Origin of the sequence: Streptomyces sp. NPDC058469, assembly GCF_042721125.1 — a bacterium.
GTDB lineage: Bacteria > Actinomycetota > Actinomycetes > Streptomycetales > Streptomycetaceae > Streptomyces.
The window spans coordinates 1-26,531 of the sequence record NZ_JBHXME010000152.1 but is presented as its reverse complement, the minus strand read 5'-3'; the positions used below and the strand labels follow the sequence as shown (position 1 = coordinate 26,531).

At 69.2% G+C, this 26,531-nt stretch carries 8 protein-coding genes; 7 read left to right on the top strand and 1 reads right to left on the bottom strand.

Annotated features, from left to right (window positions below):
• The first annotated feature begins 18 nt into the window (after positions 1 to 18).
• The 7 genes from ACFWP5_RS41505 to ACFWP5_RS41475 all read left to right on the top strand — a co-directional run bounded on the left by ACFWP5_RS41505 (position 19) and on the right by ACFWP5_RS41475 (position 25,175).
• The gene (locus ACFWP5_RS41505; RefSeq protein WP_384169431.1) at positions 19 to 13,902 is read left to right on the top strand and encodes a protein-glutamine glutaminase family protein; all 13,884 of its coding nucleotides are present in this window, start codon (positions 19 to 21) and stop codon (positions 13,900 to 13,902) included.
• 220 nt (positions 13,903 to 14,122) lie between these two features.
• Positions 14,123 to 16,684, top strand: coding sequence for an EndoU domain-containing protein (locus ACFWP5_RS41500; protein WP_384169428.1), 2,562 nt, complete (start codon positions 14,123 to 14,125; stop codon positions 16,682 to 16,684).
• A 154-nt stretch (positions 16,685 to 16,838) separates the two neighbouring features.
• Entirely contained in the window at positions 16,839 to 17,936 is a 1,098-nt protein-coding gene (locus tag ACFWP5_RS41495; RefSeq protein WP_384169425.1) for a ricin-type beta-trefoil lectin domain protein, read from the top strand.
• Between the two features lie 13 nt (positions 17,937 to 17,949).
• On the top strand, positions 17,950 to 18,342 hold the full coding sequence (locus tag ACFWP5_RS41490) for a hypothetical protein (RefSeq protein WP_384169422.1): 393 nt from the start codon (positions 17,950 to 17,952) through the stop codon (positions 18,340 to 18,342).
• Positions 18,342 to 20,846, top strand: coding sequence for a DUF4132 domain-containing protein (locus ACFWP5_RS41485; RefSeq protein ID WP_384169419.1), 2,505 nt, complete (start codon positions 18,342 to 18,344; stop codon positions 20,844 to 20,846). The genes ACFWP5_RS41490 and ACFWP5_RS41485 overlap by 1 nt, the downstream gene beginning before the upstream one ends.
• A 141-nt stretch (positions 20,847 to 20,987) precedes the next feature.
• Positions 20,988 to 21,662: a hypothetical protein gene (locus ACFWP5_RS41480; RefSeq protein WP_384169416.1), complete on the top strand. Its 675-nt coding sequence runs from the start codon at positions 20,988 to 20,990 to the stop codon at positions 21,660 to 21,662.
• Between the two features lie 159 nt (positions 21,663 to 21,821).
• The gene (locus ACFWP5_RS41475) at positions 21,822 to 25,175 is read left to right on the top strand and encodes a right-handed parallel beta-helix repeat-containing protein (RefSeq protein ID WP_384169413.1); all 3,354 of its coding nucleotides are present in this window, start codon (positions 21,822 to 21,824) and stop codon (positions 25,173 to 25,175) included.
• A 93-nt stretch (positions 25,176 to 25,268) separates the two neighbouring features.
• Here the strand turns inward: ACFWP5_RS41475 and ACFWP5_RS41470 are convergent.
• Positions 25,269 to 26,531: ABC transporter permease (locus tag ACFWP5_RS41470; protein WP_384169410.1), on the bottom strand; the 1,263-nt coding region annotated here is incomplete at its 5' end.

Here is a 26,531-nt window from a genome sequence, read left to right as displayed (position 1 = left end):
CGTGGCCTGTTCGACCCGGTGCGCAAGGTGGCCTTCGTCGCGGAGGAGAACCTCCTGGGCGCGCGTCCGGAGGTGGACGGCGCGGTGGACGAGCACCCGGACGGTTACTCCAGCGCCACGCACGAGATCGCGGGCCACTTGGTGTACGACTTCGGACTGACGGACCTCGACCGGGCGGATGTGGAGGCGTCCTTCGACGCGAAGCGTGAGCGCGGGGTGTCGGAGGAGTGGGCGGACGGACCGCGCCAGTTCCTCACCGACGGCACCGTCGTGGAGAACCGCGCCTCCAAGCACCCGCGCGAGTACTTCGCGCAGACCGTGGTCGCCTACCTGGGTATGAACGCGGGCCGTGACCCGCACACGGGTCTGCCGCGCAGCAACGGCGCGGAGTGGGTGGCCGAGCATGAAGAGGCTCTATTGCCCCTGTTCCAGCGCCTCTTCGGGAAGCCGACGGACACTGATGCGATCCTGCCGGCCAACCCCGTCTCGGCCGCCCGTGCCGAGGAAGCCCTCTGGACCGCCTACCAGGCCTTCGTCGACCGTACGGAGGACGAAGGCCGGACCGACGACGGTGTGCCGCTGCCCACGCGCGGCGAACTGAACCGTGTCGACGATCTGTTCCACGAGGTGAAGCGGCAGGTTCGGGAGACGGCGGGCGGACAGGAGTTGAGCCGGGAGCGGTTCGACGAGGTGCGTGCGGGTCTGGAGGCCGGGCAGTGGCCGCCGCCGAACTGGTCGTTCCGTCAGGTGGTGGGTGATATCGCCGCGGCGTCCATGGGCAAACCGCTGCTTCGGACGCCTGGTGGGATGTGGTCGAAGGATCCGAGAGGGAACCAGGACGTCCCGCGGCAGCAGCCCCAGGCGGGTTCTTCGTCCGCTTCTTCGTCCGCGACGGGGAACCTGCTCTACGACCCGCGGGTGGTCGGTGAGTTCACGCGTGGGCCCGCGGCTTTCCTTCGGGAGAATGTGGTGCTGCTGCGTCTGGACGAGGGCATGCGGGCGCGGATGCCAGGTTCGGGCCTCGACGTGTCCCGGTTCCTGACCTGGATGAATGGCAAGGACCGGCATTGGTTCGGTCTGACGAGGGATCCGGTTCGGTCGACGGCGGACAAGCCGGTGTATTTGCTGACTCCCGCGGTGGAGAAGTACGTCGAGGAGTTCGGCCGTGATGATGCCGCGTTGCAGGGGATCGTGCGGGGGCATGCTGTGCCTGCGGTGCGCGGTCCGGGGAATTATGTGGCCGCGCATTACGTGCCGTATCTGCCGGGTTCGACGAGGAATCCGCTCGCGAATATCGGGCACGCGGACATTCCGGTGTCCAGGATTGATGATTTCAGCCCTGACTTCGTGTTCACCGCCGCGATGAACGGTTGTGCGTTGGTGGTGACCGAGGCGGAGACGGAGGGTGCCCTGACTGTCTGGCATTACCAGTCGCCGAACGGAGCGATCAATGGGGCGGCCGCGGAGGTGTTCCGTGGTGAGCGTCGTCCGCTGGAGTGGTTCGCATACCGGGATTACATGTGGAATCCGAATCCGAACGGGCTGCCCGAGGCGACGAACATGTTGTGGCGGGGTCCGGATGGCTGGGAGATTCTGAGCCAGGCGAATCACACAGGGCTGTTCTCGGCGGACGAGGTGGGGTTCGACGGGTTCCGGTCGCGGAAACTCGCTCCGGGGCGTGAATGGGTGTATGTCAGGGATATTCACCGGGCCGTCGCGGCGGAGCGCCTTGAAAAGATCAACGAGAGTAAGGCCGATGCGGACGAGTTGCCGAAGGACAAGAGCCACCTGAATCTCCTGTCGGCCTATGGTCTGGTGGGGAATGAGGCCGAGTCCGATGTGCGCAGGTTGGAAGGTGTCCGCAGGCCGCAGGAGTTGCTTGAGGTCGTCCGGTCGCTTCTGAGGAGTCATCAGGATACGGACGGGATGGTCCGTGTCCTGCTGGGCCTGCAGTCCATGGCAGAGACGCAGGGTGGCCGGACCGCCGAAACCCGCCGGAAGATGCGCGAGATCATCTCCGAGGTCTCCGGAACGGGCTGGCTCGAGCAGTTGGAGCGGGAAGCCGCTTATCTGTCCGCCCGGGTGGTGACGGACGACAGTGCCCAACTTGCCCCTGGGCACACGCTGTTGGCTGGCGACCCGATGACCCCCTCCCCGCCCGGCGCCGGCACGTCGGCACCCTGGGCGCAGAACTCGCCGCTGCCGGGGGGTAGCGAGCTGGGCCGTGTCGACGATCTGTTCCACGAGGTGAAGCGGCAGGTTCGGGAGACGGCGGGCGGACAGGAGTTGAGCCGGGAGCGGTTCGACGAGGTGCGTGCGGGTCTGGAGGCCGGGCAGTGGCCGCCGCCGAACTGGTCGTTCCGTCAGGTGGTGGGTGATATCGCCGCGGCGTCCCTGGGCAGGCCGCTGCCTCGGAGGCCCGGTGGGGGATGGTGGAACGACCTCCTGGGGACGGGCGCCGACGAGCAGCCGCAGGCGACGACCTCCTCCCATCGGCAGCAGCCTCTGGCGGGTTCCTCGTCCGCGAGGTCGGGCCCGCTCCATGACCCGCGAGTGGTCGGCGAGTTCACGCGTGGGCCCGCGGCTTTCCTTCGGGAGAATGTGGTGCTGCTGCGTCTGGACGAAGGCATGCGGGCACGGATGCCAGGTTCGGGCCTCGACGTGTCCCGGTTCCTGACCTGGATGAATGGCAAGGACCAGCATTGGTTCGGTCTGACGAGGGATCCGGTTCGGTCGACGGCCGACAGGCCGGTGTATTTGCTGACTCCCGCGGTGGAGAAGTACGTCGAGGAGTTCGGCCGTGATGATGCCGCGTTGCAGGGGATCGTGCGGGGGCATGCTGTGCCTGCGGTGCGCGGTCCGGGGAATTATGTGGCCGCGCATTACGTGCCGTATCTGCCGGGTTCGACGACGGATCCGGAGGCGAATATCGGGCACGCTGATATTCCGGTGCGTGGGGGAGAGGGGTTCAGTCCTGACTTCGTTTTCACCGCTGCGATGAATGGTTGCGCTTTGGTGGTGACGGAGGGTACGAGGGAGGGCGCCCTGACTGTCTGGCATTACCAGTCGCCGAACGGTGCGATCAACGGGGCGGCCGCGGAGGTGTTCCGTGGTGAGCGTCGTCCGCTGGAGTGGTTCGGATTCCGGGATTACATGTGGAACCCGGACCCGAAGGGGCTGCCCGAGGCGACGAACATGTTGTGGCGAGGTCCGGATGGCTGGGAGATTCTGAGCCAGGCGAATCACACAGGGCTGTTCTCGGCGGACGAGGTGGGGTTCGACGGGTTCCGGTCGCGGAAACTCGCTCCGGGGCGTGAATGGGTGTACGTCCGGGACATCCACCGGGCCGTCGCGGCGGAGCACCTTGAAACGATTGCCAAGGGTGATGAATACACCCGTGCGTTGAAGATGGACGAGAGTGACCTGAATCTCGCGTCGGCCTACGGGCTGGTGCGGAATGAGGCCAGTTCCGATGTGAGCAAGCTGGAAGGTGTCCGCGGGCCGCAGGAGTTGCTTGAGGTCGTCCGGGAGCTTCAGAAGAGTCATCAGGTTGCGGACGGGCTGGTCCGTGTGATGCTGAGCCAGCAGGCCATCGCGGAGGCGCGGGAGAGCCGGAGCAGGGTGGCCCGCAGGAACAACGCGACAGGCGTTGTCGAAAGCCGCCTGAAGATGCGCGAGATCATCTCCGAGGTCTCCCGAACGGGCTGGCTCGACCAGTTGGAGCGGGAAGCCGCGTATCTGTCCGCCCGGGTGACGACGGACGACAGTGCCCAACTCGCCCCCGGACACACGCCGTTGGCAGACGACCCGCCGACGCCGTTCGCGCCGGGTGCCGATATGTCGGCACCCTGGGCGCAGAACTCGCGGCTTGAGCCCGAAGACACGGAAGCCACGACAGAAGGCGTGACAGAAGACGGAGACGACACACCCTCGATCCCCCGGCGGGACAAGGGCAAGGGCACCGACCTCAGCGAGGCCGAGCCGGCCGAGGTCGGTCAGGAGAGTGATGGCGAGGTCCTGGACGAGGAGGACTGGCAGCAGGTTCTGCACCTCGTTCGGATCTGGGGCCCCTACCCGGCGGACCTGGACCCGGCCTCCCCGCTCCATGAGCAGAGGCGTCTCGACGTGGCGGCCGTCGCTCAGGCGATGGCCGAGGGCGGCTCCTATGCCGCCCGGTCCGAGGCCCAATCGCGCGGCCGGGCAAGGGGAGTTACCCCGGGGGCCGTCGACTCGTCGACCGGCGCGGTGTCGGCGGACACCCTGTCGGTGAAGGGCGATGCGTGGCGGGCGGTTCTGCTGGCGGAGGCAGTGAGTGTTGGAGCGCCCGCCCCGGTGCCGGACGTGACGGCGGACCCGCTGGGCGACGCCTGGGCCGGATGGCAGGAAGCGCTGTCGGCGGCGGCGTCCGTGCGCGATGCTCAGCGTGTCCTGGACTGGATGGATGAGCACCGCAGTGTGCCCGCGGCGGTCGAGGTGCGCGAGAAGGCGTCCGAGGCGGTGGCGACGGCGGCGTCAGGAGTGGACGCGGCCGAGGACGAACTGTGGCTCCTGGGGCTCGACCCCAAGCGGCTGGCGGCGCTGTACGCGACGTTCGAGGCCGGTTGGACAGCCGTTCGGCCGGCGTTGCCGGGTGGCATGTTCGGCGGTGGCCTGACCGAGGCCGGCGAGCCGGTCTACCGCGCAGGGCTCGATGAGGCCCAAGTACCGTTCCGGCAAGGGGAGACGGAGCTGGACGAGGCCGGGCTGGCGGCTGTCCAGCAGGCCGCCCTCCCGATCGCGCGGGTGCTGGCGAACTGGTACGGGCAGGGCGCGGCTGTGTCCCCATTTGTCCAGGTGGACATCGCTGGCTCCAGGAGGTATGCCGCTGGTCGCGAGAAGGCGATCAGGGTTGCGCTGGGTGACGCGGTGCAGGAGCAGCTGACGGTTCTCCGGCCGCATAGTGGGCGGCCGCACATCGAGGTCAATCCGGTCCCCATGCGGGAGCAGACGGAGGGTGGCCCGATGGCTACGGTGTCTCTGGACGAGCGTAATGCCGTGCGTGCGGCGCTCGCTGATCCGGCCGGAATGGATGTCCGCCGACGTACATACCCGATCCACACGCCGCCTGCCCGCCTGGTGCACGATCTGCGCACGGGTCTTTTCGGGGAGGATCAGTCTTCCTCCCGGTTGGAAGTTATTGCGGGTCTTTCACTGGAACACCGGCGGTGGCTGGCCGTGGATCCGGTCTTTGTGGGTGCGTTGGCGGCGACTTTGGAGGCGTCGCAGGTCGCGCGGGTCGCCGCGGCGCTGATGGTGGAGGTGCCTGTAGGGACCGAGTCGCCACTGGCTACGCGGTACGAGCTGGAGCGACTGGTGGCCCGAATGCTGGTGACCCCGGATATCGCTGCGGAGATGCTGCTGCGGGGCACCCGCCTGATCGCTCTGCCGCGTTCGTGGAACGCCGCCGCACTGCTCGCCGAACACTCCCCGCAGCGATGGCAGAATGTTCCTGCTCCCTCTGGCCGGAACTTTACCCATCGGAGCTATCCGCTTCTCGGAGTCTTCGCAGAGGAAACCATCAATGGTGTGCCCGAGGAGAACGGACGCATTCCATATCCTGACGGGATGGCACCCTCCATCCATGAGATGGGGCACCTGGTTCACTACCTGCTCGCCGCCGCCGAGCTCGCATTGATCCTGGACATGTTCCAGGCCTTGCACGCAGCCGATGACGCGGCCTTGGCCGCCGGGATACCCGTTCACTTGCTGCCCTCGCATTGGCCCAACGGCGTTCGGCAGGTTCTCCTCGAGTCCGGCGTCCTCAGCCGGTTCAACTACTCGGCCGAGAACGTGTACGAATTCTTCGCGGAACTGGTGGCCGCGTGGATGGGCATGAACTTTGATATTGACCCTTTTACGCGACAGCCGCGTAACAACGGCAGGCAGTGGGTCATCGACAACATGCCTGCTGTGGTTCCTCTGTTGACGCGCTTGTTCGGTCCTGGGCATGAAAGAAGCCACGAGTTCACGGCGAATCCTCTCAACCTGCATCTTTCCTACACGTATCTGACCGATTTCCAACCGATGCTTCAGAGCCAGCGGTGGCAGGATCTGTTGGGCGCCGGGGCGGACGCGGAGCAGCTGGCGGCGCGGAGGGATGCCGCCTCTGCGTGGGAAGATGCGCGGGCGGCGTTGGCTCGTGCCCAAGAGGCGAAGGCGCCCTTCGAGACTGTGCCGCAGGATCAGCCTCTGCCCGACGGGTACTACGAGGCATGGGACGCGGTGAGCGCGGCCCAGGATGTCCTGGACGTCGCCGAGGAGCGGCTGAACGCGACGGGGTTGGACCCGGATCGCCTGGCCGACGCGATGACAGGCTGGAGGGACGCGCGGCGGGACGGCAGTATCTGGGCCCCGGATCCTGTTGTGACGGACGAAGCGTTGGCCCTCGCCGCGGAGGAGCGTACCGACGCCTGGACGCGGGTGCTGGCCGAGTTGGCGGGCGTACCGAATCCCACAGGCCCGCTCGGCGCCGCGGAGAAGGCCCGCGAGTCGGCATGGCGACGGTGGCATACGGCAAGCGCCGCCGCGGAGGCCGCCCATTCCTGGTTCCTCACCTCCACACCAGAGGAGGGTTTGGCAGTCGAGGACCCGGCTCAGCTGACCGAGGCCACGCTTGCGGTGGAGACCACGAGCACCGAGCTGAAGTCGGCAGAGGCGGCGATCATCCAACTGGGCCTGGAACCAGGGGCTCTGGGTCGTGCGTACGAGAACTTCGTCGCAGGGACAACCGGCACCACCGCCACGCGGCCCGCCTCACCGCCGGAGCCTCCGGCGCCGACGGGGCCCGGTTCGGTCACGGCGTCGCGGAAGCGGCGGGTGGTCCGGGAGGTCACCGTGGACGACGCGCGCCACGAGACGCTGGAGGTCGAGCCCAACGGCGACTGCTTCTTCATCTCCCTGCTGGCCGGCACCACCCGGCAGCTCCGCGACTCGCCCCTGCGCCACCTGGACGTCCCGCAGCTCCGGGCCCGTGTGGCCGACTGGCTGGAGGGTGACAGCCCGGAGGCGGTCGCCATGCGCGCGACCCTCGACTCGGGGCCGGGGCCGATCAGCGTCCTGCTCAACGATCTCAGCATCGTTCAGTTGGAGGCGCTCCTGGGAGACAAGGCTCCTGCGTTGTCGGCCGCTGAACTGGCCCGGATCGACAGGGACTTGGCGCGTCCGCAGTACGCCCGTGAACTCGTCCGCCGGTTCACCAATCTCGCCGACCGGGGCATCGTCGGTGACTTCACCGCGGGCGCGGCCGCTCGGCTCCTGCACGACTTCACCCCAGACCCGCGGGCAATCCGGACAGAGGACCGCCAGCGTCTCATCGAGGAGGCGCGCCTGGCCGGGCTCCGCAGGCTGGCGGAGCAGGTATTCGCCACCCCCACGGATCGGAACAAGCCTCTCTATGCCGCTCTCATCGCCCGCTACCCGAGCCTGACGGAGACCTTCCCGAAGCTGGACTACATGTTGAAGGCGTCCACCAGCGCGCTCGTCGTGCAGTCCATCCTCCACACCGACATGTGGATGAGCCCGTTCTACGACCGGGTGCCGCACATCACCGCGACCGCGCTCGATCTCAACATCACCGTCGTCGAGTCCTTCGATCCCGAGCCCGGTGCTCCGGCCTTCACCAACTCCTTGAACCCGAAGGCGTCCCAGTCCCTGCACGTCTTTTACCAGGACGGCAACCACTACTCCGCCATGAACCGGGTCGGCGGCCCGGCTCCCGCCACCGCGAAGCCACTGACCGCCGCCATACGACCCTCCGGTCCGCGGCCCGGCCCGGCTCCGCGGGGCGCCCGCACCAGGCCGGAACTGGCCGGCCTCGCCGCCTTCCTGCGCGGCCATGAGGCCAGCGAGTCCCTCATCGGCCGCCTGGACGGCCTGTCCGTACAGGGTGCCGCCCAACTCAACAGCCTGCTCCAGCGCTCCGGTTCCGGTCCGCGGCCCTTCGACGGCGCGCCGGGGGTGGCCGCGAGGGAGTCGGAAGCGGAGACCGAGGGTGTGCCGGGCGTGTTCGATCCCTTCGCGTTGCGGCCGGGGGACGGGGCGTTGGAGTTGGTGGGTTCGCTGGTGGAGATGCCGGCGGAGGTGCGGCAGCCGGTCGCTGCGCGGATGGTATTGGCGGCGTTGGCGGGTCGGGTGTTCGCGAACCCGGAGGTGGCGGAACGGGTCGTGGCGGCCGGAGTCCGGATCGTCGTGGTCCCGAGGGACCGTCGGGTGACGGATCTACCGGGGTACGAGGGTCTGTCGGAGGGCGGTGCGCGGCATTTGCGGGACGGTCGTCCGGTGGCGGACAGCCGTGGCCTGTTCGACCCGGTGCGCAAGGTGGCCTTCGTCGCGGAGGAGAACCTCCTGGGCGCGCGTCCGGAGGTGGACGGCGCGGTGGACGAGCATCCTGACGGCTACTCCAGCGCCGCGCACGAAATGCTCCACCCGGTGTACGACTTCGGGTTGACGGCACGCGACCGGGAGGGCGTGGAGGCATCCTTCGACGCCAAGCGTGAGCGCGGGAAGTCGGAGGAGTGGGCGGACGGACCGCGTTTGTTCCTCGCCGACGGCACGGTCGTGGAGAACTACGGCTCCGGGGCCCCGGGTGAGCACTGGGTGCAGACCGCGGTCGCCTACCTGGGTATGAACGCGGGCCGCGACCCGCACACGGGTCTGCCGCGCAACAACGGTCCGGCGTGGGTGGCCCAGCACGAGCCGGGTCTCCTGCCCCTGCTCCAGCGGCTCTTCGGGAAACCGACGGACACCGATGCGGCGCTGCTCGCCAACCCCGCCTCGGCCGCTCGTGCCGAGGACGCCCTCTGGAGTGCTTACCGGTCCGTCGTCGATCGTACGGAGGACGGTGACACCGACGCGTCAACAGCCGCGACCGCGACCGGTCACCCGCTGGACATGCTGAACGACGACCGGGCCGAAGGCGCTACCCGGCCCACCGAGGACCAGTACGCCGCGAGGCTGGCACAACTGCTGGCCGATACCCCGGTCGATGCCGACTCGGCGCGCGAACTGCTGCTGCACCGGCTTGACGGCCCGGAGTCGCTGGTCACCTCCGGGCTGGAGAACGCCTTCGAACAGCGGACCGGCAGCACGATCCCGCAGGCGGTCCACGCGGCCAAGGACCGGGGCCTGTCGGACACCGAGGCCGACGAGATCCTGGAGAACACCGGCCTCGGGTTCGGCAGGGCCGTCTTCCAAGTGTCCCCGGGCGTAGGCACCACCGGTCCGGAGAGGCATACGTCCTCCGGCACGATGGACGTGTACGCCAAGGTACTGGGCCGCGTCCTCAAGGGTCGGCCCGTCCAGCTGAACGCCGTTACCGAGATTCTGCGCCGCAGTGCTTCGATGCCCGGTTCGCAGCATCCCTTCGAGCTGGAGGAGTCCTACCGCCTGCAGAACGGGAGCACGCTCGCGGACGCCGTCGTCGACGCCGTGGCGGACGGCCGGCTGACGCAGGAGTACCTGCCTCACATCTTCAAGGAACTCGGACTTGCCCGTGACTTCACCCTCACCGCACCTCCGCCACAAGATCTCGCCGTGCCTCCCGGGATGGCGCCCGGCCAACTCAAGAGCGTCAGGGACTTCGCGGCCAAGCTTCACGAGCTGACCGAGGTTTCCGATGCCGAAGGCACCCAGAGCATGCTCCGGATGCTCGACGGGGACCTGCGCAAGGTCTGGGCCGTCCAGGCTGCCTGGACCGATGCGTACGGGTCCGATCTGCGCACCGAAGTCACCCGGTTGTGGGCGGAGAACTCCCCCCTGATCGGCATTGTCTTCGGCACGCCCACTCCGTATCCGGTTCCGCTTGAGCAGTTGCGGGCCTGGTACGGCGAACTCGCGCGACTGCACTTCGAACACCACCTGCACGGACCGACCCCGGTACTGGCCACGTATCCGGAGGAAGGCTGCTTCATCCGGGCCCACCTGTGGTCGATGCAGTTGATGCAGTGGGGTGTCACTCCCCGCAAGATTTTCGCGGCCCGTACCTCGCCCCCTCTCGCGGCCACGATCGTGCACCCCGACGGAGCGGCCGGCGGCGCACCCCTCGATGTCAAGTGGAACTACCACGTGGCACCCCTGGTCGAGACCATTGTCGACGGCCAGCGGACGACGATGGTCCTGGACCCGGCCCTCAGGGCGGGCCTTCTCACGGAGACGGATTGGCTGGAGCGGATCAACGCGGAGCCGGAGGCCTCGGTGACGTTCGACGGCACCCTCGCCGAAGTGCAGGCCCAGCTCACCGCTCAGTTGGAAGACGACCAAGAGGGCTGGGACGACGCCTTGGGCTTCATGCTCCCGGTCGGGGAGGCAGTGGTGGTCCGCACCGACGTCCACGCCTACACATGGCCGGGCCCGGCGGTGCAGGTTCCGGACTCGCTCTGGACTCTCGACCGCAGGACCTGGCACGTCGGCGACACGCTTCGCGATTACTCCGTCCAGTCAGCCCGCAGCGCGTTGGTGCGGGCGTTGTCGACCAGCTTGGACATGGTCAGCGGATGGGCGGCGGACGAGCGGGCGGAGCGGATCCGGGAGATCGTGCTGGCCAACCCCTCGGAGGTGCGGTCCGGCCTGCTGACCGACCACCGGCGACTGGACCTGAAGCTCGAGCGGGAGCTGCCGTACGAGTACTACGCGGAGATCGCGGCACTCTTCCTCCCGCCGACCAGCCAGCCCACGCTGGGGCAGCTGGTGGGCCGGATGGACAGTGACCTCAAGGCTCTGTCCTCGGCCCAGGGGGATCGAGAGGCAGCAGTGTCTGCGGGTGGTGTTCCGCATGGGGCGACTCCATCCGGCGCATCGGAGTTCTCGCACGCCACTGAACTACCGGATGAGCAGCCCGAAGTCACCGACGGCGGTGACCAGTTCGCCGAAGTCGAGTCCGTCGAAACGTTGGGCGGCGCGTTGGCCCTGGACGCGGTGTCGGCAAAGGGTGATGCATGGCGGGAGGTCCTGCGGGCAGAGGCGTCGCGTGTCGAAGGGCCCGTCCCGGTGCGGGACACCACCGCGGATCCGTTGGGTGACGCCTGGGCCGTATGGCAGGAGGCGCTGCTGGCGGCGGAGTCCGCGCGTGATACCCGGCGGGTGCTGGCCGGATTGGACGCGCACCGCAGTGTGCCCGTGCCGGTAGAGGTGCGTGAGGCCGCGGACGTGGCTGTGGCGGCGGCCGAGGAGGAAGTGGGAGCGGCTGAGGCCGAACTGAGCTCCTTGGGGCATGAGCCCGAGCAACTGGCGTCGTTGTACGCGGTTTTCGAGGCCAAGTGGGCGGCCGGTCACCCGGGGTTGCCAGGGGGCATGCCCGGTGGTGGTCTGACCGAGACCGGCGAGCCGGTCTACCGTGCGGGGCTCGCGGAGTTCCATGTGCCGTTTCCGTCCCGGCGGGCGGTGCTGGATGAGGCTGGACTGGCGGCCGTTCAGCAGGCCGCCCTGCCGATCGCTCGGGTCGTCGGGAACTGGGTCGGCCAGGGGGCGCCTCTATTCCCGTCCGTCCAGGTGGACATCGCTGACGGGTCACTTGCCGCACGTCGCGGGAAGGCGATCAGGGATGCGCTGGGCGATGCGTTGGAGGAGCAGCTGACGGCCCTCGAACTGCGTGGGCGGCCGCACATCGAGGTCAACGTGGTCCCCCTGAGGGAGATGGCGCCGGGTCCGGTGGCCAAGGTCTACCTGGACGAGGACGAGGCCGTTCGGGCGGCGCTCGCCGACCCGACCGGTATGGACGCCCGCCGATCGACGTACCCGATCCACACGCCGCCTGCCGGGGTGGTGCGGTCGTTGCGCACAACTCTTCTTCGAGTCGATCAGCCCACCCGGTTGCGGGTCATCGCGGAGCTTTCGCCGGTGCACCGGCGATGGTTGGCTGTGGATCCGGTCTTCGTGGGTGCGCTGGCCGTGTCTTTGGAGTCGCCGCAGGTTGCGGGGGTGGCCGCAGCGCTGATGGTAGAGGTACCCGCGGGGGCCGAGTCGCCGCTTGCGGCGCGCTATGAGCTGGAGCGGCTGGCGGCCCGGATGCTCGTGAACCCAGATGTCGCGACGCAGATGCTGCTGCGGGGTACCCGTCTGGTCGTGCTGCCGCGTTCGTGGCACCCCACCGAACTATTCGCCGAACACTCCTCGTTGCGATGGGCTAGTAATGCAGGTCTCCATCGCAACATCGCGCACAGGGTCTACCCCCTCGTCGGGATCTTCGCTGAGGAGAACATCCTCGGTCAGCCTCTGGCGGACGGATTCTTCGATTATGAGGACGGGCACTCGCCTCCCATTCACGAGATGATGCACCTGGTTCACTACCTGTTGACTCCCGCCGAGCTGGCTTTGATCGAAGCCCAGTACCAGGCCCTGCACGCAGCCGATCAGGCGGACAAGGCTGCAGGGATCCCCGACCACCTGCTGCCCCCGCGTTGGCCGAACGGTGTTCGACAGGCTCTCCTCGAGTCCGGCGTCCTCAGCCGGCCCAACTACTCGACCGAGAATCCGTGGGAGTGCTTCGCGGAGGCGGGGTCCGCGTGGATGGGCACAAACGTCTCTCCCGACCCCTACACACGACAGGCCCGGAACAACGGCAGGCTCTGGGTCACCGCCAGTCTGCCTTCCCTGGTGCCTCTGCTGACGCGCCTGTTCGGTCCCGGGCATCGGCGCAGCCACGCGTTCACGGCGAATCCCATCAACGTTGACATCTCCTATGCCCGGCTCGCCGACTTCCAGACGATGCTGAGGGACGGGCAGTGGCGGAGGCTGCTGGGTGCCGGTGCGGACGCGGAGCAACTGGCCTCGCGTATGAGCGCCTGGTCGGAGTGGGTCGACGCGTGGGCAGCGTGGGGTCGTGCCACAGAGGCTAAGGCGGCGCTCGAGGCCATGCCGGAGGAGCGGCCCGTCGGGTGGGACCAGGCCGTCGCCCTGGTGACCGACACCGAGGGCGTCGTGGCGGACACTGAGAAGCGGCTGAACGAGGTGGGGCTGGACCCGGAGCGCCTGTTTGTTGCTGAGAGCCACTGGCGGGACGTGCGAGACAAAGGCAGCACCTGGGCCCCACGTACTGTCCGGACAGACGAAGCGTTGGCCGCTGCTGCGGCGGCACGTCGCGACGAGTGGCTGCGGGTGCTGGCCGGGATGGCGGGGGAGTCCAATCCCACGGGCCCACTCGGGGACGCGGACAACTTCCGCGGCGCGGCCTGGTGGCGGTGGCATACGGCGAGTGCAGCCGCGGAGGCCGCCAGTGCCTGGTCCCTCACATCTTCGCGTGGCGTTGACGGTGATCCCGATGTTGAGGACGAGGCTCAGCGGGTCTCCGCTCTGCGCGCGTCGGCCGTCGCGAACGCCGAGCTGGAGATGGCCCAGGCGGCGGTCGTCGGACTGGGGCTGGACCCGGACGCTTTGGGCCGTGGGTACCGGGACGCCGTTGCGGCCTGGGACAACGGTGCCAGGCTGGTAGTCGCGGACCTGATGGGATCGGCTCCGCCGCGTCGTTTCGCGCGGGCCTCGATGATGGGCGGTCCGGTCGCGAAGGATGCCGCGTGGCGTGCGGAGTTGGCTGCGATGGCGGCGCCTTTGGCTGCGCCGGTCGCGGCTCCAGCGCGAGAGGCGCTCGAGAAGGCATGGGACGATCGGCGTGCGGCGCTGCACGAGTGGGAGCAGGCACGCCACGGTGAGCGTGATGTCGTCGACGCGGTGGTGGCGCGGCTGGTCGGGACCGAGCAGGCGCTGCGGGCCCTCGGCCACGATCCGGTGGATCTCGTCACCGCCCATGCGATGTTCGACCGCCAGTGGGACGCCGACCATCCGGAGATCCTTGAACCGGTCATGCCGGTCTACTACCCGCAGGCGCCGACGTGGCTCGGCTCGGAAGGGCCGGGCAGTGGCGAGGTTCCGTAGTCGAAGCGGAGGCGTCTTGGCGAGCACTCTCTCGCGGGCGGAGCTTCGGACGTGCGTGTGCCGCTGGGCGAGGCGGTCGAGGTGACACCGCCGAGCGCGGCGTATCGCGCGAGGCTCCGGCGTGGCGGTGTCAGTAAAAGCCGCCGATTTCAGGTCCAGCGCTACCGGGTGGAACATCGGGACGAGACCGGTGTGAAGGACTCCTACAACGAGAGCGAGGGTGCGGATTCGTCTGCACCTGGACGCCACGCCGCTGTTGGCACACCACAAGGGTCTGGCAGAGTCGGAGCCCGGTGTGATGGATCCGGCCGGCGTCGCCGAGGTGAGAGTACGGGACGCACTGAGCGCGTTGCGGCAACGCGTGGCTGTTGGCGTCGAGGCGCGTTTCAGCGGCGGTGTACGACTTCCCTATGGGGACGTGCTCGCAGTGGAGCTGCGGTTCGTCGACGCTCCTGCTCATGCACACAGCGAGATCACCGTGATTCCTACGGGGGCGCGGCCGAATTCGGTGACCTGGACCGAGGACATGTCATCGCTCACAGCCGCCCACGAGATCGGACATCACCTGGGCCTGCCGGACGAGTACCGAGAGTCCCAATATCCGCTCCGGAGGGCGGTGTACCCCGAGGACGCCCTGATGATGGGCGGATGGTCGGACTTGAGGGGTGAACCGTGGGTGGACGGTTCGCTGCGGCTGTCGAAGGCGCAGGGTGGTCCTCTTCGCGCTCGTGACCTGAGGTTGATGGGTGCGACCATCGAGAGTGCCCTGCTCCGAGCGGCGCCGGTCGGTATGGGGGTACTTGACGGTGCCGAGACGGACCCGGCGAAGCCCGTATTGCCGGGCACGGCTGCTCTGGAGCAGGGGCTGGCGCCAGCCGGCGTTCCTGAGCTGGGGTTGCCTGCGCGAGCGGTGTTCGGGGCGGATGTGCGACGCCAGGTGCTGTACGGGGACCCGGTGTCGGGCGCTTCTGCCTATCTGATGCCACGGGGGGCCACGGACCGGCTGAAGCCTGTGCGGGTTGGCGACGTGCTGCCGAACACCACGTTCCGCGCGGTGGACCCGGCCGATTCGGCCGGGGTCGCCGGGGGCGGGCCGGCCGCACGGGTTCGTGCCCAGGACGACACCGCTGTCGGCGTGCCGAGGGGCGGGGCCACGGCTTCGGGGCGGGTGATGTTCCCGGCGCATTGGGGTGAGGACGACGCGGTGTACGCGGCGGAGCAGGCGTATCTCCACTCCCTACGTACGGGCTCGATGTCGGCCGATCCGCGCCGTGTCGGCAGGACGCTGTGGACGGGTGTCTACGCGGGGGTGCGGATCGAAGGCGAGGTGGTGGCCGGCGAGTTCACTTCGTTCCGGCCGTCCGAGGACCAGTCGGGTCTGACGGTCGCACCGTTCTTTCCACCACCTCTCCAGCCGACGCCGACGGGAGTCGTACCGATCGCGGGTCCGCGGTTCTCCCAGAGGGTTCGGGACCTCGTTCGTACGGGTGATCGGCGGGCCCGTGTCGGCGTACACCAGGTCCTAGGTGGGACGTTGGGGGAGCGGTACCGGGGTGTGTTGTTGGGGGTCACCACCAAGCCTCACGAAAACGGTACCTTCCGCGCGTTGCCCTTCTTCCTGGAACCCGGGCTTGAAGTCGAGGGGTTCGCTGCGGCCTTCGAGAGCCGATGGCATGCGCACGTCCAGGGTTACCTGACGATGTTCCCGAGGCACTGGTCTGCCGACGAGGTGCTCGACAGAGTCTCGAGCGCGCATGCCAAAGCGGTGCGTGAGCAGTTGGACGAACACAGCTATCGGTGGGTCGGCATGTCCAGGTCGGTGCGCATCGAGGGTGTGGTGCGCGACGGCGAGCACATCGCCTACCGTCCGACGGCCCTCCAGCCGGCGGTCAACTGGCCCGAGGTCGCGCCTGTGGGGTTGACGATGGCGCTCGCGGTCCTGGACGACGCTTCCTCTCTCGCCACCTCGGCGTTCCGGGCACACCACCAGCTCTTCCCCAGCGGTGACCACGCGGTGGTGGGAATCATGAACGTTCGGATCATCCCGACTCACGATGCTGACCCTCACCGGGCGACCGAGGTCGTGAGGGCCCTCCAACGGTCGTTCGACATGAGCTTCAACCAGGCGGCGCGGGCTCACGGCGCCGGGCTCGCGACCGTACAACTCCATCAGGTTGGCGAGGCAGAGCCCGCGCGCCTCGTCATCGAGGTCGGCCCGGAGGAGATCTCCGAGGACGGAATGCTGAAGATGTTCAACGATCTCGTGAGTCCGGAGGGTGACTCGAGCGCCATGGACCGACTGGTGGGGCTCGCATCGGTCCGGCCGGCGGATGATGAGTGGACTCCCAGGAGCGCGGGCCGGGAGGACGGGGACGCACTGCGTGCGGCCGTACACGCGTCGCATCTGCTGAACGCCGGTCCCAGCATGGACACGCGTGGTTTCTACACGCCCGCACCCCCGATGGACGAGACCGGCATGACTGTCGCCGTTCCGCCCACCACGCTGCACGCCATGGTCGCTCCCGGCATCCCGTCGGTGTTCCACCCCGAGGTACGAGTCACCTTCCCCCCGAATGCGCGCGAAGTGGGCCTCACGAACGAGGACATGGTGCTTGCGGTCACCACGGTGGTTCGGCTCGTCACAAGGGTCGACGTTCCCGGCCAACCGGGCCGCCAGATCGTGGCGGGTGCGTACCGCAGGACCGCTCTGCACGTCGAGGCCGTGTTGCAGGACGGTCTCGTGATCGAGGTCCACTTCACGCTGGGGGAGCCGCAGGCGTGACGGTTGCGCCACTGGCGCTTCCCGGAAGGGCAGACCCGGCTTCCCGTCCTGTTCCACCTCGCGGCACCGCACCGCACCGAGGGCCCGCAGCTCCCATGCTGGCGTGAGCCCGTGCACAGTTCCGGGGCCACACCCCCACACGAGCAGGAGAATCATGTCCGAGGATGATCGGTCGGCAGCCGCCGGGTCGATGAAGGTGCTGCGTTCCATCGCGCTGACGGCCGCCGAGCCGCACGAGCCGCCCACACCGCCCGAGGCGGATCCCGGCGAGAGTCTGATGGACAGCCTCCTGGCGATGGGTTCGGCGGAGACCAAGTCGCAGGAGCTGACCGAGCCCCCGACGGAGGAGCCGAAGGCCCAGGCCGCGGTCGAGTCGCCCGAGCCGGTGGCCCCCCTCGCGGAGGCGGCCGGGCCGGGTCCCGGCGCCAACCGCTGGAAGCCCATGGTCGTCGTCGCCGTCGTGGGCATCGGACTGATCAGCCTGCCGCTGGGGATCCTCGCCTACACGGGGTCCGGCGGTGGGGGAGCCAAGGTCACGGCCGAAACCGTCAGTGACGGCAAACCCGGTCAGGGGACGGTGCTCGGCGGCGAGGTCGGCGACATCGGCGTCGTACCTTCGGCGGAGCCCGGAGCTCCCCTCGGCACCGCTCGCTCGAAGACGCCCTCGCACGCCGCCCCGGGAAAGCACAAGGTGGCCCCGTCCAAGCACACCGGCGCAAGCGGTGGCACGACGAAGGGCTCCACGAAGACCGTGCCGAAAGGCACTTCGGCCAAGTCCAAGACATCGAAGACCACTAAGACCACCACCAAGGCCGCTACGGCCGCGAAGACCACCACGTCTTCGAAGACTACGAACTCCACCGCCCTCCCCACCACCCAGATCGTCAGCTTCGCCGCGAGCAAGTGCATCGCTCCGGCGAACGGCAGCATCACGGCCGGCAAGCGACTCGTCCTCCGGGACTGCACCGAGGCCAAGTCCGAGGAGTGGACGCTTCGTTCCGACGGGACCGTACGACTGGGTTCGCTCTGCATGACCGTCTCGGGCGGCTCCAGCGCCAACGGCGCCGCGATGACCCTGGCCCGGTGCACCGGAAGCGGCGCCCAGCACTTCCACCTCAACTCCTCGGACGACCTGGTGAATCTGGGCGCCACCAAGTGCGTCGACGCGAAGGACGCGCAGACCGCGGCGGGGACCCCGTTGCAGCTCTGGACCTGCACGGGCGGCAGCAACCAGAAGTGGGGCAAGGGATGAGAGGGCACGGGCGATGGGAACAGTGACATTCGTCGACGAGACGTCGTACGGGGTACGCGGCGACGCGTGGATGCTGCACGTTGCCGAAGAACGGCTGACGTTGCGTGAGTTGGTCCGGCGGCGCGTCTTCCAGGAAGTGGCGGAGTACAACGCGCGCCGAGGCGGGACGTTCCAGGGGTTGGTACAGCCCACGGACGCGGAGGTCACGCTCAACGGCCACGCGCAAGGGGCACCGCGGCGGATCGATCCGGAGCGTCAGTTCGAGCTGACGGTGGAGGCGATCGGGCGCAACGGCTTCCTGATCTTCGTGGACGACTGCCAGATCGAGGAGCTGGACGAGGAGATCGACCTGGCTCTGGACACGGGGGTCGTCTTCCTCCGACTCCTCGCACTGGCGGGTGGCTGATGAGCACGGGGGTGGGCCGCGTGGCGCGGCTGCTCAGGGCGGTCGGGGACGAGGACATCGACGCCGTACTCGACGTGGCGCTGGAGGCCAACACCGCATCGGGGGGATCGGACAGTCCGGTCGTGGTGTTCAGCGAAGTGCTGGACGCCCTGCGGGACTTGCCGCCCGACATGCGGCGGCGTATCGCCCTCGCGTGTCCCGTCCGGTACGACGGGCTCACGTCGGATGCCTCCTCGCGGCACGCCCTGCTGATGCTGGTCGCGAAGGTCTCCTTCGGGTTGCCGGACGACCTGTTGGTGGGTGAGCGGCGTACCGCGCTGGAGGCCGCGGGTGGGTTCCAGTTCCATCGGCAGGCCCGCGGCGCGGAGGTGCTGGCGCAGGCCGAGTTGGTCGCCGGGCGGGAGCTGACGCCACCGGTGGTCGCGGCGTTCCGGCGCGCCGCCGCCGCAGGACGCGCGGCGCCCTGGAAGACGGTGCTGATCGAGCGGCTGACGGAGCCGGTGCTCAACGTCGGCGAGCCGTGGGCGGAACGGGCGCTGGCGGAGCTGCCGGAACTCGGCGAGGGCTGGCACCGGCTGCTGGAGCACGCGGTGACGGCGACGACGTCCAAGCCGAACGCGCGCTGGGAGAAGACAGGGCGTGCGCTCATCGATGCCCTGGACGCCGGCGGCGACGACTCCGCACGGGCTGTCCGGGAGCGGATCCTGTCCTGGCTGGCGCTCGTCGGCCGGCCTCGTACGATCCCGCTCGTCCCGGACCTCGACACGGACGCGAACAGCGTCTCCGACGAGTACAACATCACCGTGGTACGAGGCCTGGTGTGGCTGCTGTCGTTCCTGCCGCCTCACCCGGACACGGCACGTGCGCTGGGCTCGCTGGCGGAGACCTCGCTGCGGAAGGCGGCGGGCAGCGGCCCCCGCAGCCCGAAGACCGCCAATGCCTGTGTGGTCGCGCTGTCCCGGAGCGACGGCGAGGCCGCGCTCGCGGAACTGGCCCGGCTCGCCACCCGGGTCACCCACCGGGGCACCCTGAAAGTCCTCGACACCGCGCTGGAGACCCGGGCCCTCGCGCTCGGTCTCGGCCGGGAGGAGATCGAGGAACTGGCCGTCCCGGCCTACGGGTTGACGGAGGTGGGCGCAACCGTCGTACGGCTGGGCGAGGCCACCGCCGAACTGCGGGTCCACCGCGGCAGGACCGCCCTGAGCTGGGTGTCGGCGGCCGGCAAGGCGGTCAAGAGCGTGCCGGCGGCCGTACGGCGGGAGCATCCCGAGGAGCTGAAGGAACTCACCGCGGCGGTGAAGGACATCGACAAGATGCTCACCGCGCAGACCGAGCGGCTCGACCGGCAGTTCCTGGCCCGGCGCGGCTGGCCGTACGCGGTGTGGCGCGAACGGTATCTGGACCATCCGCTGGTCGGCACGCTCGCGCGCCGGCTGCTGTGGACGGTGGACGGGCGGCCCTGCGGTTTCGCGGACGGTGCGCTACGGACCGTGGCCGACGCCGAGTTGGCGACCGTGGCGGACGACGCCCGGGTGGAGTTGTGGCATCCGGTGGGCCGGGACATCGCGGAGGTCATGGCCTGGCGGGACTGGCTGGAACGGCACGGGATCACCCAGCCGTTCAAGCAGGCCCACCGGGAGGTGTACCTGCTCACCGACGCGGAGCGGAGCACCGGCGTCTACTCCAACCGGTTCGCCGCGCATGTCCTGCGCCAGCACCAGTTCCAGGCGCTGGCCGCGGTGCGCGGCTGGGCCGGCCGGCTGCGCCGGGCCGTGGACACCGCCGACCCCCCGGTCACCCGGGAGCTGCCGCACTGGGGGCTGCGCGCCGAGTTCTGGGTCACCTGCGACGGCACCGAGTGGGGCGAGGGCACCACCGAGTCGGGTGACTATCTGTGGCTGCACACCGACCAGGTGCGGTTCTATCCGGTGGACGCGCCCCGCAACCTCGCGCCGACCTTCGGCGGCGCCGGGTACGCCATGGAGCCGACCGGTGATCAACAGCCGGTCGAGCCGGTGCCGTTGGCGGAGGTACCCGAGCTGGTGCTCAGCGAAGTGCTGCGCGACGTGGACCTGTTCGTGGGGGTGACGAGTGTCGGCAACGACCCGACCTGGCAGGACGGCGGCCCGGACAACCGGTTCCGGGAGTACTGGACGTCGTACAGCTTCGGCGAGTTGAGCCAGAGCGCGCAGACCCGCCGGGAGCTGCTGACCCGCCTCCTGCCGCGGCTGGCGATCGGCGGACAGTGCGCGGTCGAGGGCCGGTTCCTGCACGTGAAGGGCAGCCGCAACACGTACCGGATCCATCTCGGCTCCGGGAACATCCTGATGTCACCGGGCGACCGCTATCTGTGCGTCGTGCCGTCGTCCTCGGCCGTGACCACCGGGCCCGACGCGCAGCTGCCGTTCGACGGGGACCGGACTCTGTCGCTGATCCTCAGCAAGGCGATGCTCCTGGCGAAGGACGAGGAGATCACCGATCCGACGATTCTCAGCCAGCTCTGACATGGCCTGTTACAGGAGGTGGAGCATGCCACTAGTCCCTGCTGTTCGCGGGTTCAGCCGGCTCCTGGAGGGGCCGTGATCCAGCGAGCGACACCACGCACGTGGCATCAGGGGCAGATCCGAAGACAGGTGCCCAGCTGTGTGGTGGTGATCTCGTTCGATCCGGATTCCAGCCGCGAGTGGGCCACCCCGATACGACGCAACGGGCTCGGGCAGCTGTTCACCCGCCCGTGGGGCGACCTGGACGCCTACCGTGTTCTGCTCAACTCCCCGTGCTCGTTGGCCGTGTTCGACGTTCCGGACGAACGTCCGCTGTCCGTGGTCCGTGACCACATCAAGGCGCTGAGCCTGATCGCACCGGTCGTCGTCCTGGCGGCCAAGTGCCGTAGCGTCGACGAGCTTCTGAACGCCGGCGCGGTCGACGCCCTCCCCCGTCACGCGCCGGCCCAGGAGATCAGTGCCAGGTTGCGAGCCGATCTGCGCTGGCTGGCCACGCACCAGGTCGAGCGGCCGGAGCGTCGCTCACTCTCGGGACCGGGACCGGCCGACATGCCGCGCGGGGGAAGTGGCTCACGGACCTCCCAAGCTTCCCAAGCCTTCATGCTGGATCTTCTAACGGCACAGTCCGAGTCAGGAGTCACTTTCTCCTGTCACGACCTGCGGCTGCTGCTCGGGTCCGCCGGGACCCCCCTGAGCCGGCGGGCGTTGCGTGGCCGGGTGGAACGACTGAGCCCGAAGCTGTCGGCCATGGGGCACCGGCTGAGCCGGAACCACCAATGGGGCCAGGACTTCTTCAGGGTCGAGGCGGCGAGCTGACGCCGATCGGCGCGGCCTTGCCCGATAGCGCTCCGCGATGTTGCCCGAAGGGGCCACGTCCGAGCGTCCGGAGCCTGATACGGGCAGGGTGGACCACAGCCAGGATGTTCCCCGCGCACACCGCAGGATCACCAGCAGCGAGAACGAGGAGGTCCCGGCGTGGCACGCCAGCTGATCACCGTCGACCCGAAGGGCGCCGACGGACACCGCACCGTGGCGGACGCGCTGGCGCGTGCCCGCACCGGTGCCGTCATCAGCATTCGTCCCGGCGTGTACGTCGAGAACCTGGTCATCTCCACCCGCGTGACGCTCGTCGCGGACGGTCCGCGAGGCAGCGTGGAGATAGCTCCGCGGCGCGGCACCACGCTGACGCTGGACGCCGACGGGGTCATGGTCACCGACATCCTGCTGCGCGGCGGCGAGAGCGACGTGCCGGTCGTGGACGCGGCCCGTGGCCAAGTGGCCCTGCAGGGCTGCGATGTCGTGGGCAACGGCTGGGCGGCGGTGCTCAGTCGCGGCACCGGTTCGCTCGCCTTGCGCGAGTGCCGGATCACGAACGCCGTTGGCGCGGGCGTAGTGGATACGTCCTCGGCGAGCAGCGTCATGGACAACTGCGTCATCGAGCACCTGGGCAGTTCGGCCGTCGTCATCGGCGAACAGGGCCGCATCCTCGTGCGCAACTGCCGTATGCGCGACGCCAAGGGCAACGGTCTGCTGGCCAACGGCAGCGCGGGCGGCACCGTCGAGGACTGCGAGATCTCCGCGACGGACAAGCCGGCCATCGCCCTGGAAGGCGGCAGTTCGACGACGGTGAGCCGGGTACGGGTCACCGGCGTGACCGTCGGAGCGTTTCTCACCTCCACCTCGCGGACCGTGCTGGAGGACGTGCACGTCGAGGACACCTCAGGCCACGGCATCGTCGTTTCCGCTGGCTCCGACCCGTTGCTGCGCCGCTGCTCCACGAGCCGCACCCGCGGCAACGGCCTGGTCGTGACCGGGCGGGCGCGCGGCGACTACGAGTCCTGCTCGTTCGGGTCCGCCGAGCAGGCCGCGGTGTACGTCACCGAATCCAGCACCCCGTTGTTCACCGAGGCTTCGGTGAACGCGACGGAGGGCGACGGCCTGCTGCTCACCGACGAGTGCGCGGCCGAGTTCGACCGGCTGGAGGTCACCGACGTCGGCGGGGTCGGCGTGTCCATCCGTTCCGGGGCAGACCCGTTGCTGAAGCGCGCCAGGATCAGTCATACGGGCGGCCATGGCATCGAGGTCACCGAGGACGGCCGGGGCCGGGTCGAAGACTGCGAGGTGGCCGACAGCGCTGCCGCCGCCCTGCGCGTCGAGGGGCATGGCAATCCGTACGTCTCGCGCAGTGTGTTCCGGGACGCGGGCACCACCGGGGTATCCGTGGGAGCCCGTGGCCTGGGCTCGTTGCTGGACTGTACGGTCACCGACAGCGCGGGAGCCGGCGTTCTCATCGAGACGAGCGGTGAACTCGCACTGACCCGGACTACGGTGACCCGCGCCGGAAGCCACGGCGTGCAGCTCTCCGCGGGCTCGCGCGGTTCGCTCGCCGGCTGCGAGCTGACGGCGAACCAGGGCGACGGGCTGCGGATCGAGAGCGGCGAGCAGATCAGCGTTACCAACAGCGCCGTGCGGGGCAACGTCTCGGCGGGGCTGCGCCACACCCAGCCTGGTCCACGGCTGTCTGTCGACGGTCTGGTCAGCGAGGGCAACGGCGGCGTGGACGTGTGGCAGGACGCGCCCGAGCAGCCGGAGCCCGGCAGCCCTTCGGCAGTGGCCGCTGCCCTCGATGGCACCCCGGCCGCCTCGGCACCGGCTCAACCGGAGGGCCCGCTTGAGGAGTTGGAGGGCCTGATCGGCCTGGCAGCCGTCAAGCATCAGGTGACGACACTGGTCAACCTCAACCGCATGGCCCAGCGACGGGTCCGGCTGGGCATCCCCGCGCCGCCGATGAGCCGCCACCTGGTGTTCGCCGGTCCTCCCGGTACTGGCAAGACAACCGTGGCCCGCCTCTACGGCCGGATCCTCGCCTCCCTCGGTGCGCTGCCGTCCGGTCACCTCGTCGAGGTATCCCGCGCCGATCTGGTCGCCCAGGTCATCGGCGGCACCGCCATCAAGACCACGGAGGTCTTCGAACGGGCGATGGGCGGTGTGCTGTTCGTGGACGAGGCGTACACCCTGCTGTCCGACAGCCGCGGTTCTGGCGCGGACTTCGGGCAGGAGGCCATCGACACCCTCGTCAAGCTCATCGAGGACCACCGCGACGAACTCGTGGTGATCGTCGCCGGCTACACCGACGAGATGGGCGACTTCCTCTCCGCGAACCCCGGGCTCGCCTCCCGGTTCACCCGCACCATCGAGTTCGCCAACTACACCGTCGAGGAGCTCGTCACCATCGTCGAGTCCTTCTGCGAGGCCCACAGCTACTCGCTCGGGGCGCTCACCAGGGAGGCGCTCGCGGTGCACTTCTCCCGGATGCGGCGCGATGCCACGTTCGGCAACGGCCGTGCCGCGCGACGGGTCTTCGAGGAGATGGTGGACCGTCAGTCGTTCCGGCTCGCGTCGGCCTTCGACGCCGACGAGAGCGACCTCACCACCCTGCTGCCGGACGACGTCGGGGCCGAGGAGGCCGCCATCGTCGCCGGTGGGGAGGAGGAGGCCCCCGGCGACTCCGACATGCTCGCCACCCTCAACGCCATGATCGGGCTCGGCGCCGTCAAGCGGGAGGTGGGCGGCATCGTCGACCTGCTCACGACCGTGCGCCAGCGTGCCGCCGTAGGTCTGCCGACCCCGCAGGTCAGCCATCACGCCGTGTTCTCCGGCCCGCCGGGCACGGGCAAGACGACGGTGGCCCGGCTGTACGCGGAACTCCTGCGTTCCTTCGGGGTGTTGCAGCGTGGGCAGCTAGTCGAGGTGGCCCGGGCCGACCTCGTGGGCCGCTACGTCGGGCATACCGCGCAGCTCACCCAAGAGGCGTTCGCGCGGGCGCGTGGTGGGGTCCTGTTCATCGACGAGGCCTACACACTGACACCGGTCAACTCAGGCTCCGACTTCGGCCAGGAGGCTGTGGACACCCTCCTGAAGCTGATGGAGGACCACCGTGACGACACCGTGGTGATCGCAGCCGGATACACCGAGGAGATGCAGCGATTCCTCGCCTCCAACCCTGGCCTCGCCTCCCGGTTCACCCGGCGGATCGAGTTCGAGAACTACACCCCGGAGGAACTCGTCACGATCCTCCGCGTCCAGGCCGAGGCGGTCGGCTACGCCCTGGCGAAGCCGACGCTGAAGGCCTTGTACCTGCACATGGAGTCGGTCCCGCGTGGCCGCTCCTTCGGCAACGCCCGCATGGCCCGCCAGCTCCTGGAAACCATGATGACCCGCCAGGCGGGACGCATGAGCCGCCTCGACAACCCGGACATGGAGGCGCTCACCACGCTCCTGCCCGTCGATGTCCCGGCGACGACGGAACTGGCACAGGGGCGGGTCTGACGGAATCTGAGGACCCGGATCACGCGGCAGGGTGCGTGGATCCGGGGCCACTGCGGACGTTGTCTGCCTCTGCCGCTCCGCGACGGCATCCGCTCAGTGACGAGGCGGCAGCGGTGACCGCGCCGCCCGTAGCGAAGGCAGGGCGCACACGCAGGCGCCTGCGGCCACCACGAGGGCCAGGACGACGAGCAGCCGGGGATCGGGGAGGCGGGCGATGCCCGCGCCCACGCCCTCGGCCCGGCCCTCCGCGTCGATGAGCCGCCGGGCGAGGGGCAGTCCGAGGAGGACTCCTACGGCGACCCCCAGCAGGGCCAGCGCCGAGCCCCGGACCGTCATCATCGACGCCGCCTGACGTGGCGTCAGCCCGAGCGCCCGCAGTACTCCCAGGTCCTGCCGGTGTTCACGCAGCCCCATCCCGGCGACGCTCAGCAACTCCGAGGCGACGATCACCGTCAGGAGGGCGACCAGGCCGATCACGGATCCTCGCAGGCCGCCCTGGTACGTGTAGCCGTCGAGGGCGGGGCGTACGTCGAGGCCCGCCAGGTTCCCGTCCGCGTCGTCGAGCGTGCGAAGGACGCCCGAGGAGTCGGCCCCGGACCGTAGTACGAGGCTGTAGAAGGCGGGGCGGCGTGGATCACCAGGACGGTCCAGGGTGTCCCAGCCGGTGGAGACGACACGGCCACCGAGCTCGGGGTCCAGGCTGCGGCCGACGATGTGCAGGATGCGTGGAGTGCCTTGGGTGGTGAGCCGGACCCACTGCCCGACGTGGGCGTCCAGCAGGTCCAGCGCGGCCTGCCCGGCCACCGCCTCGTCGGTTGTTCGGATCCCCCGGCCCTGGACGACCGTATAAGGGAAAGGACGGGTGGTGGTGCCGTAGGCCCGCAGGGTGACCGTGGCGGACTGGCCCGGCACGAGGGCCTGGAACTGGTCGGCCGGGTAGACCCCCTGGACGCCGGGGACCAGGGCGAGGTAGGCGGGCAGGCCGGAGGCCGGGGTGGTGTCGGGATCCGGCCGCACGGTCACGGTGGCCTGGACCATGGTGCCCTCACCTCCGCCGCCGATCGCGTTGAGGGTGGCCCAGGTGCTCAGCGCGAGCGTGCAGGCGACCACGGGCAGGGCGATCCGCAGCACCGTGACGGCGCCTGCCCGTGGCCGTCGTACCAGGCTGGACAGGCCGAGGAGCACGGCGACGGGCAGTCGGCGCAGCGACCAGGCCAGCCGCACCGGAGGTTCGCGGTCGCTCGACGCTCCCTCCGGCGCCGGGACCGCCCATGGGTTTCCCCGGTTGGCCGATGGCACTCCGGCCCACGGTTTTCCGAGATTGCCGGACGGTACACCGGCTCGCGGTGTTCCACG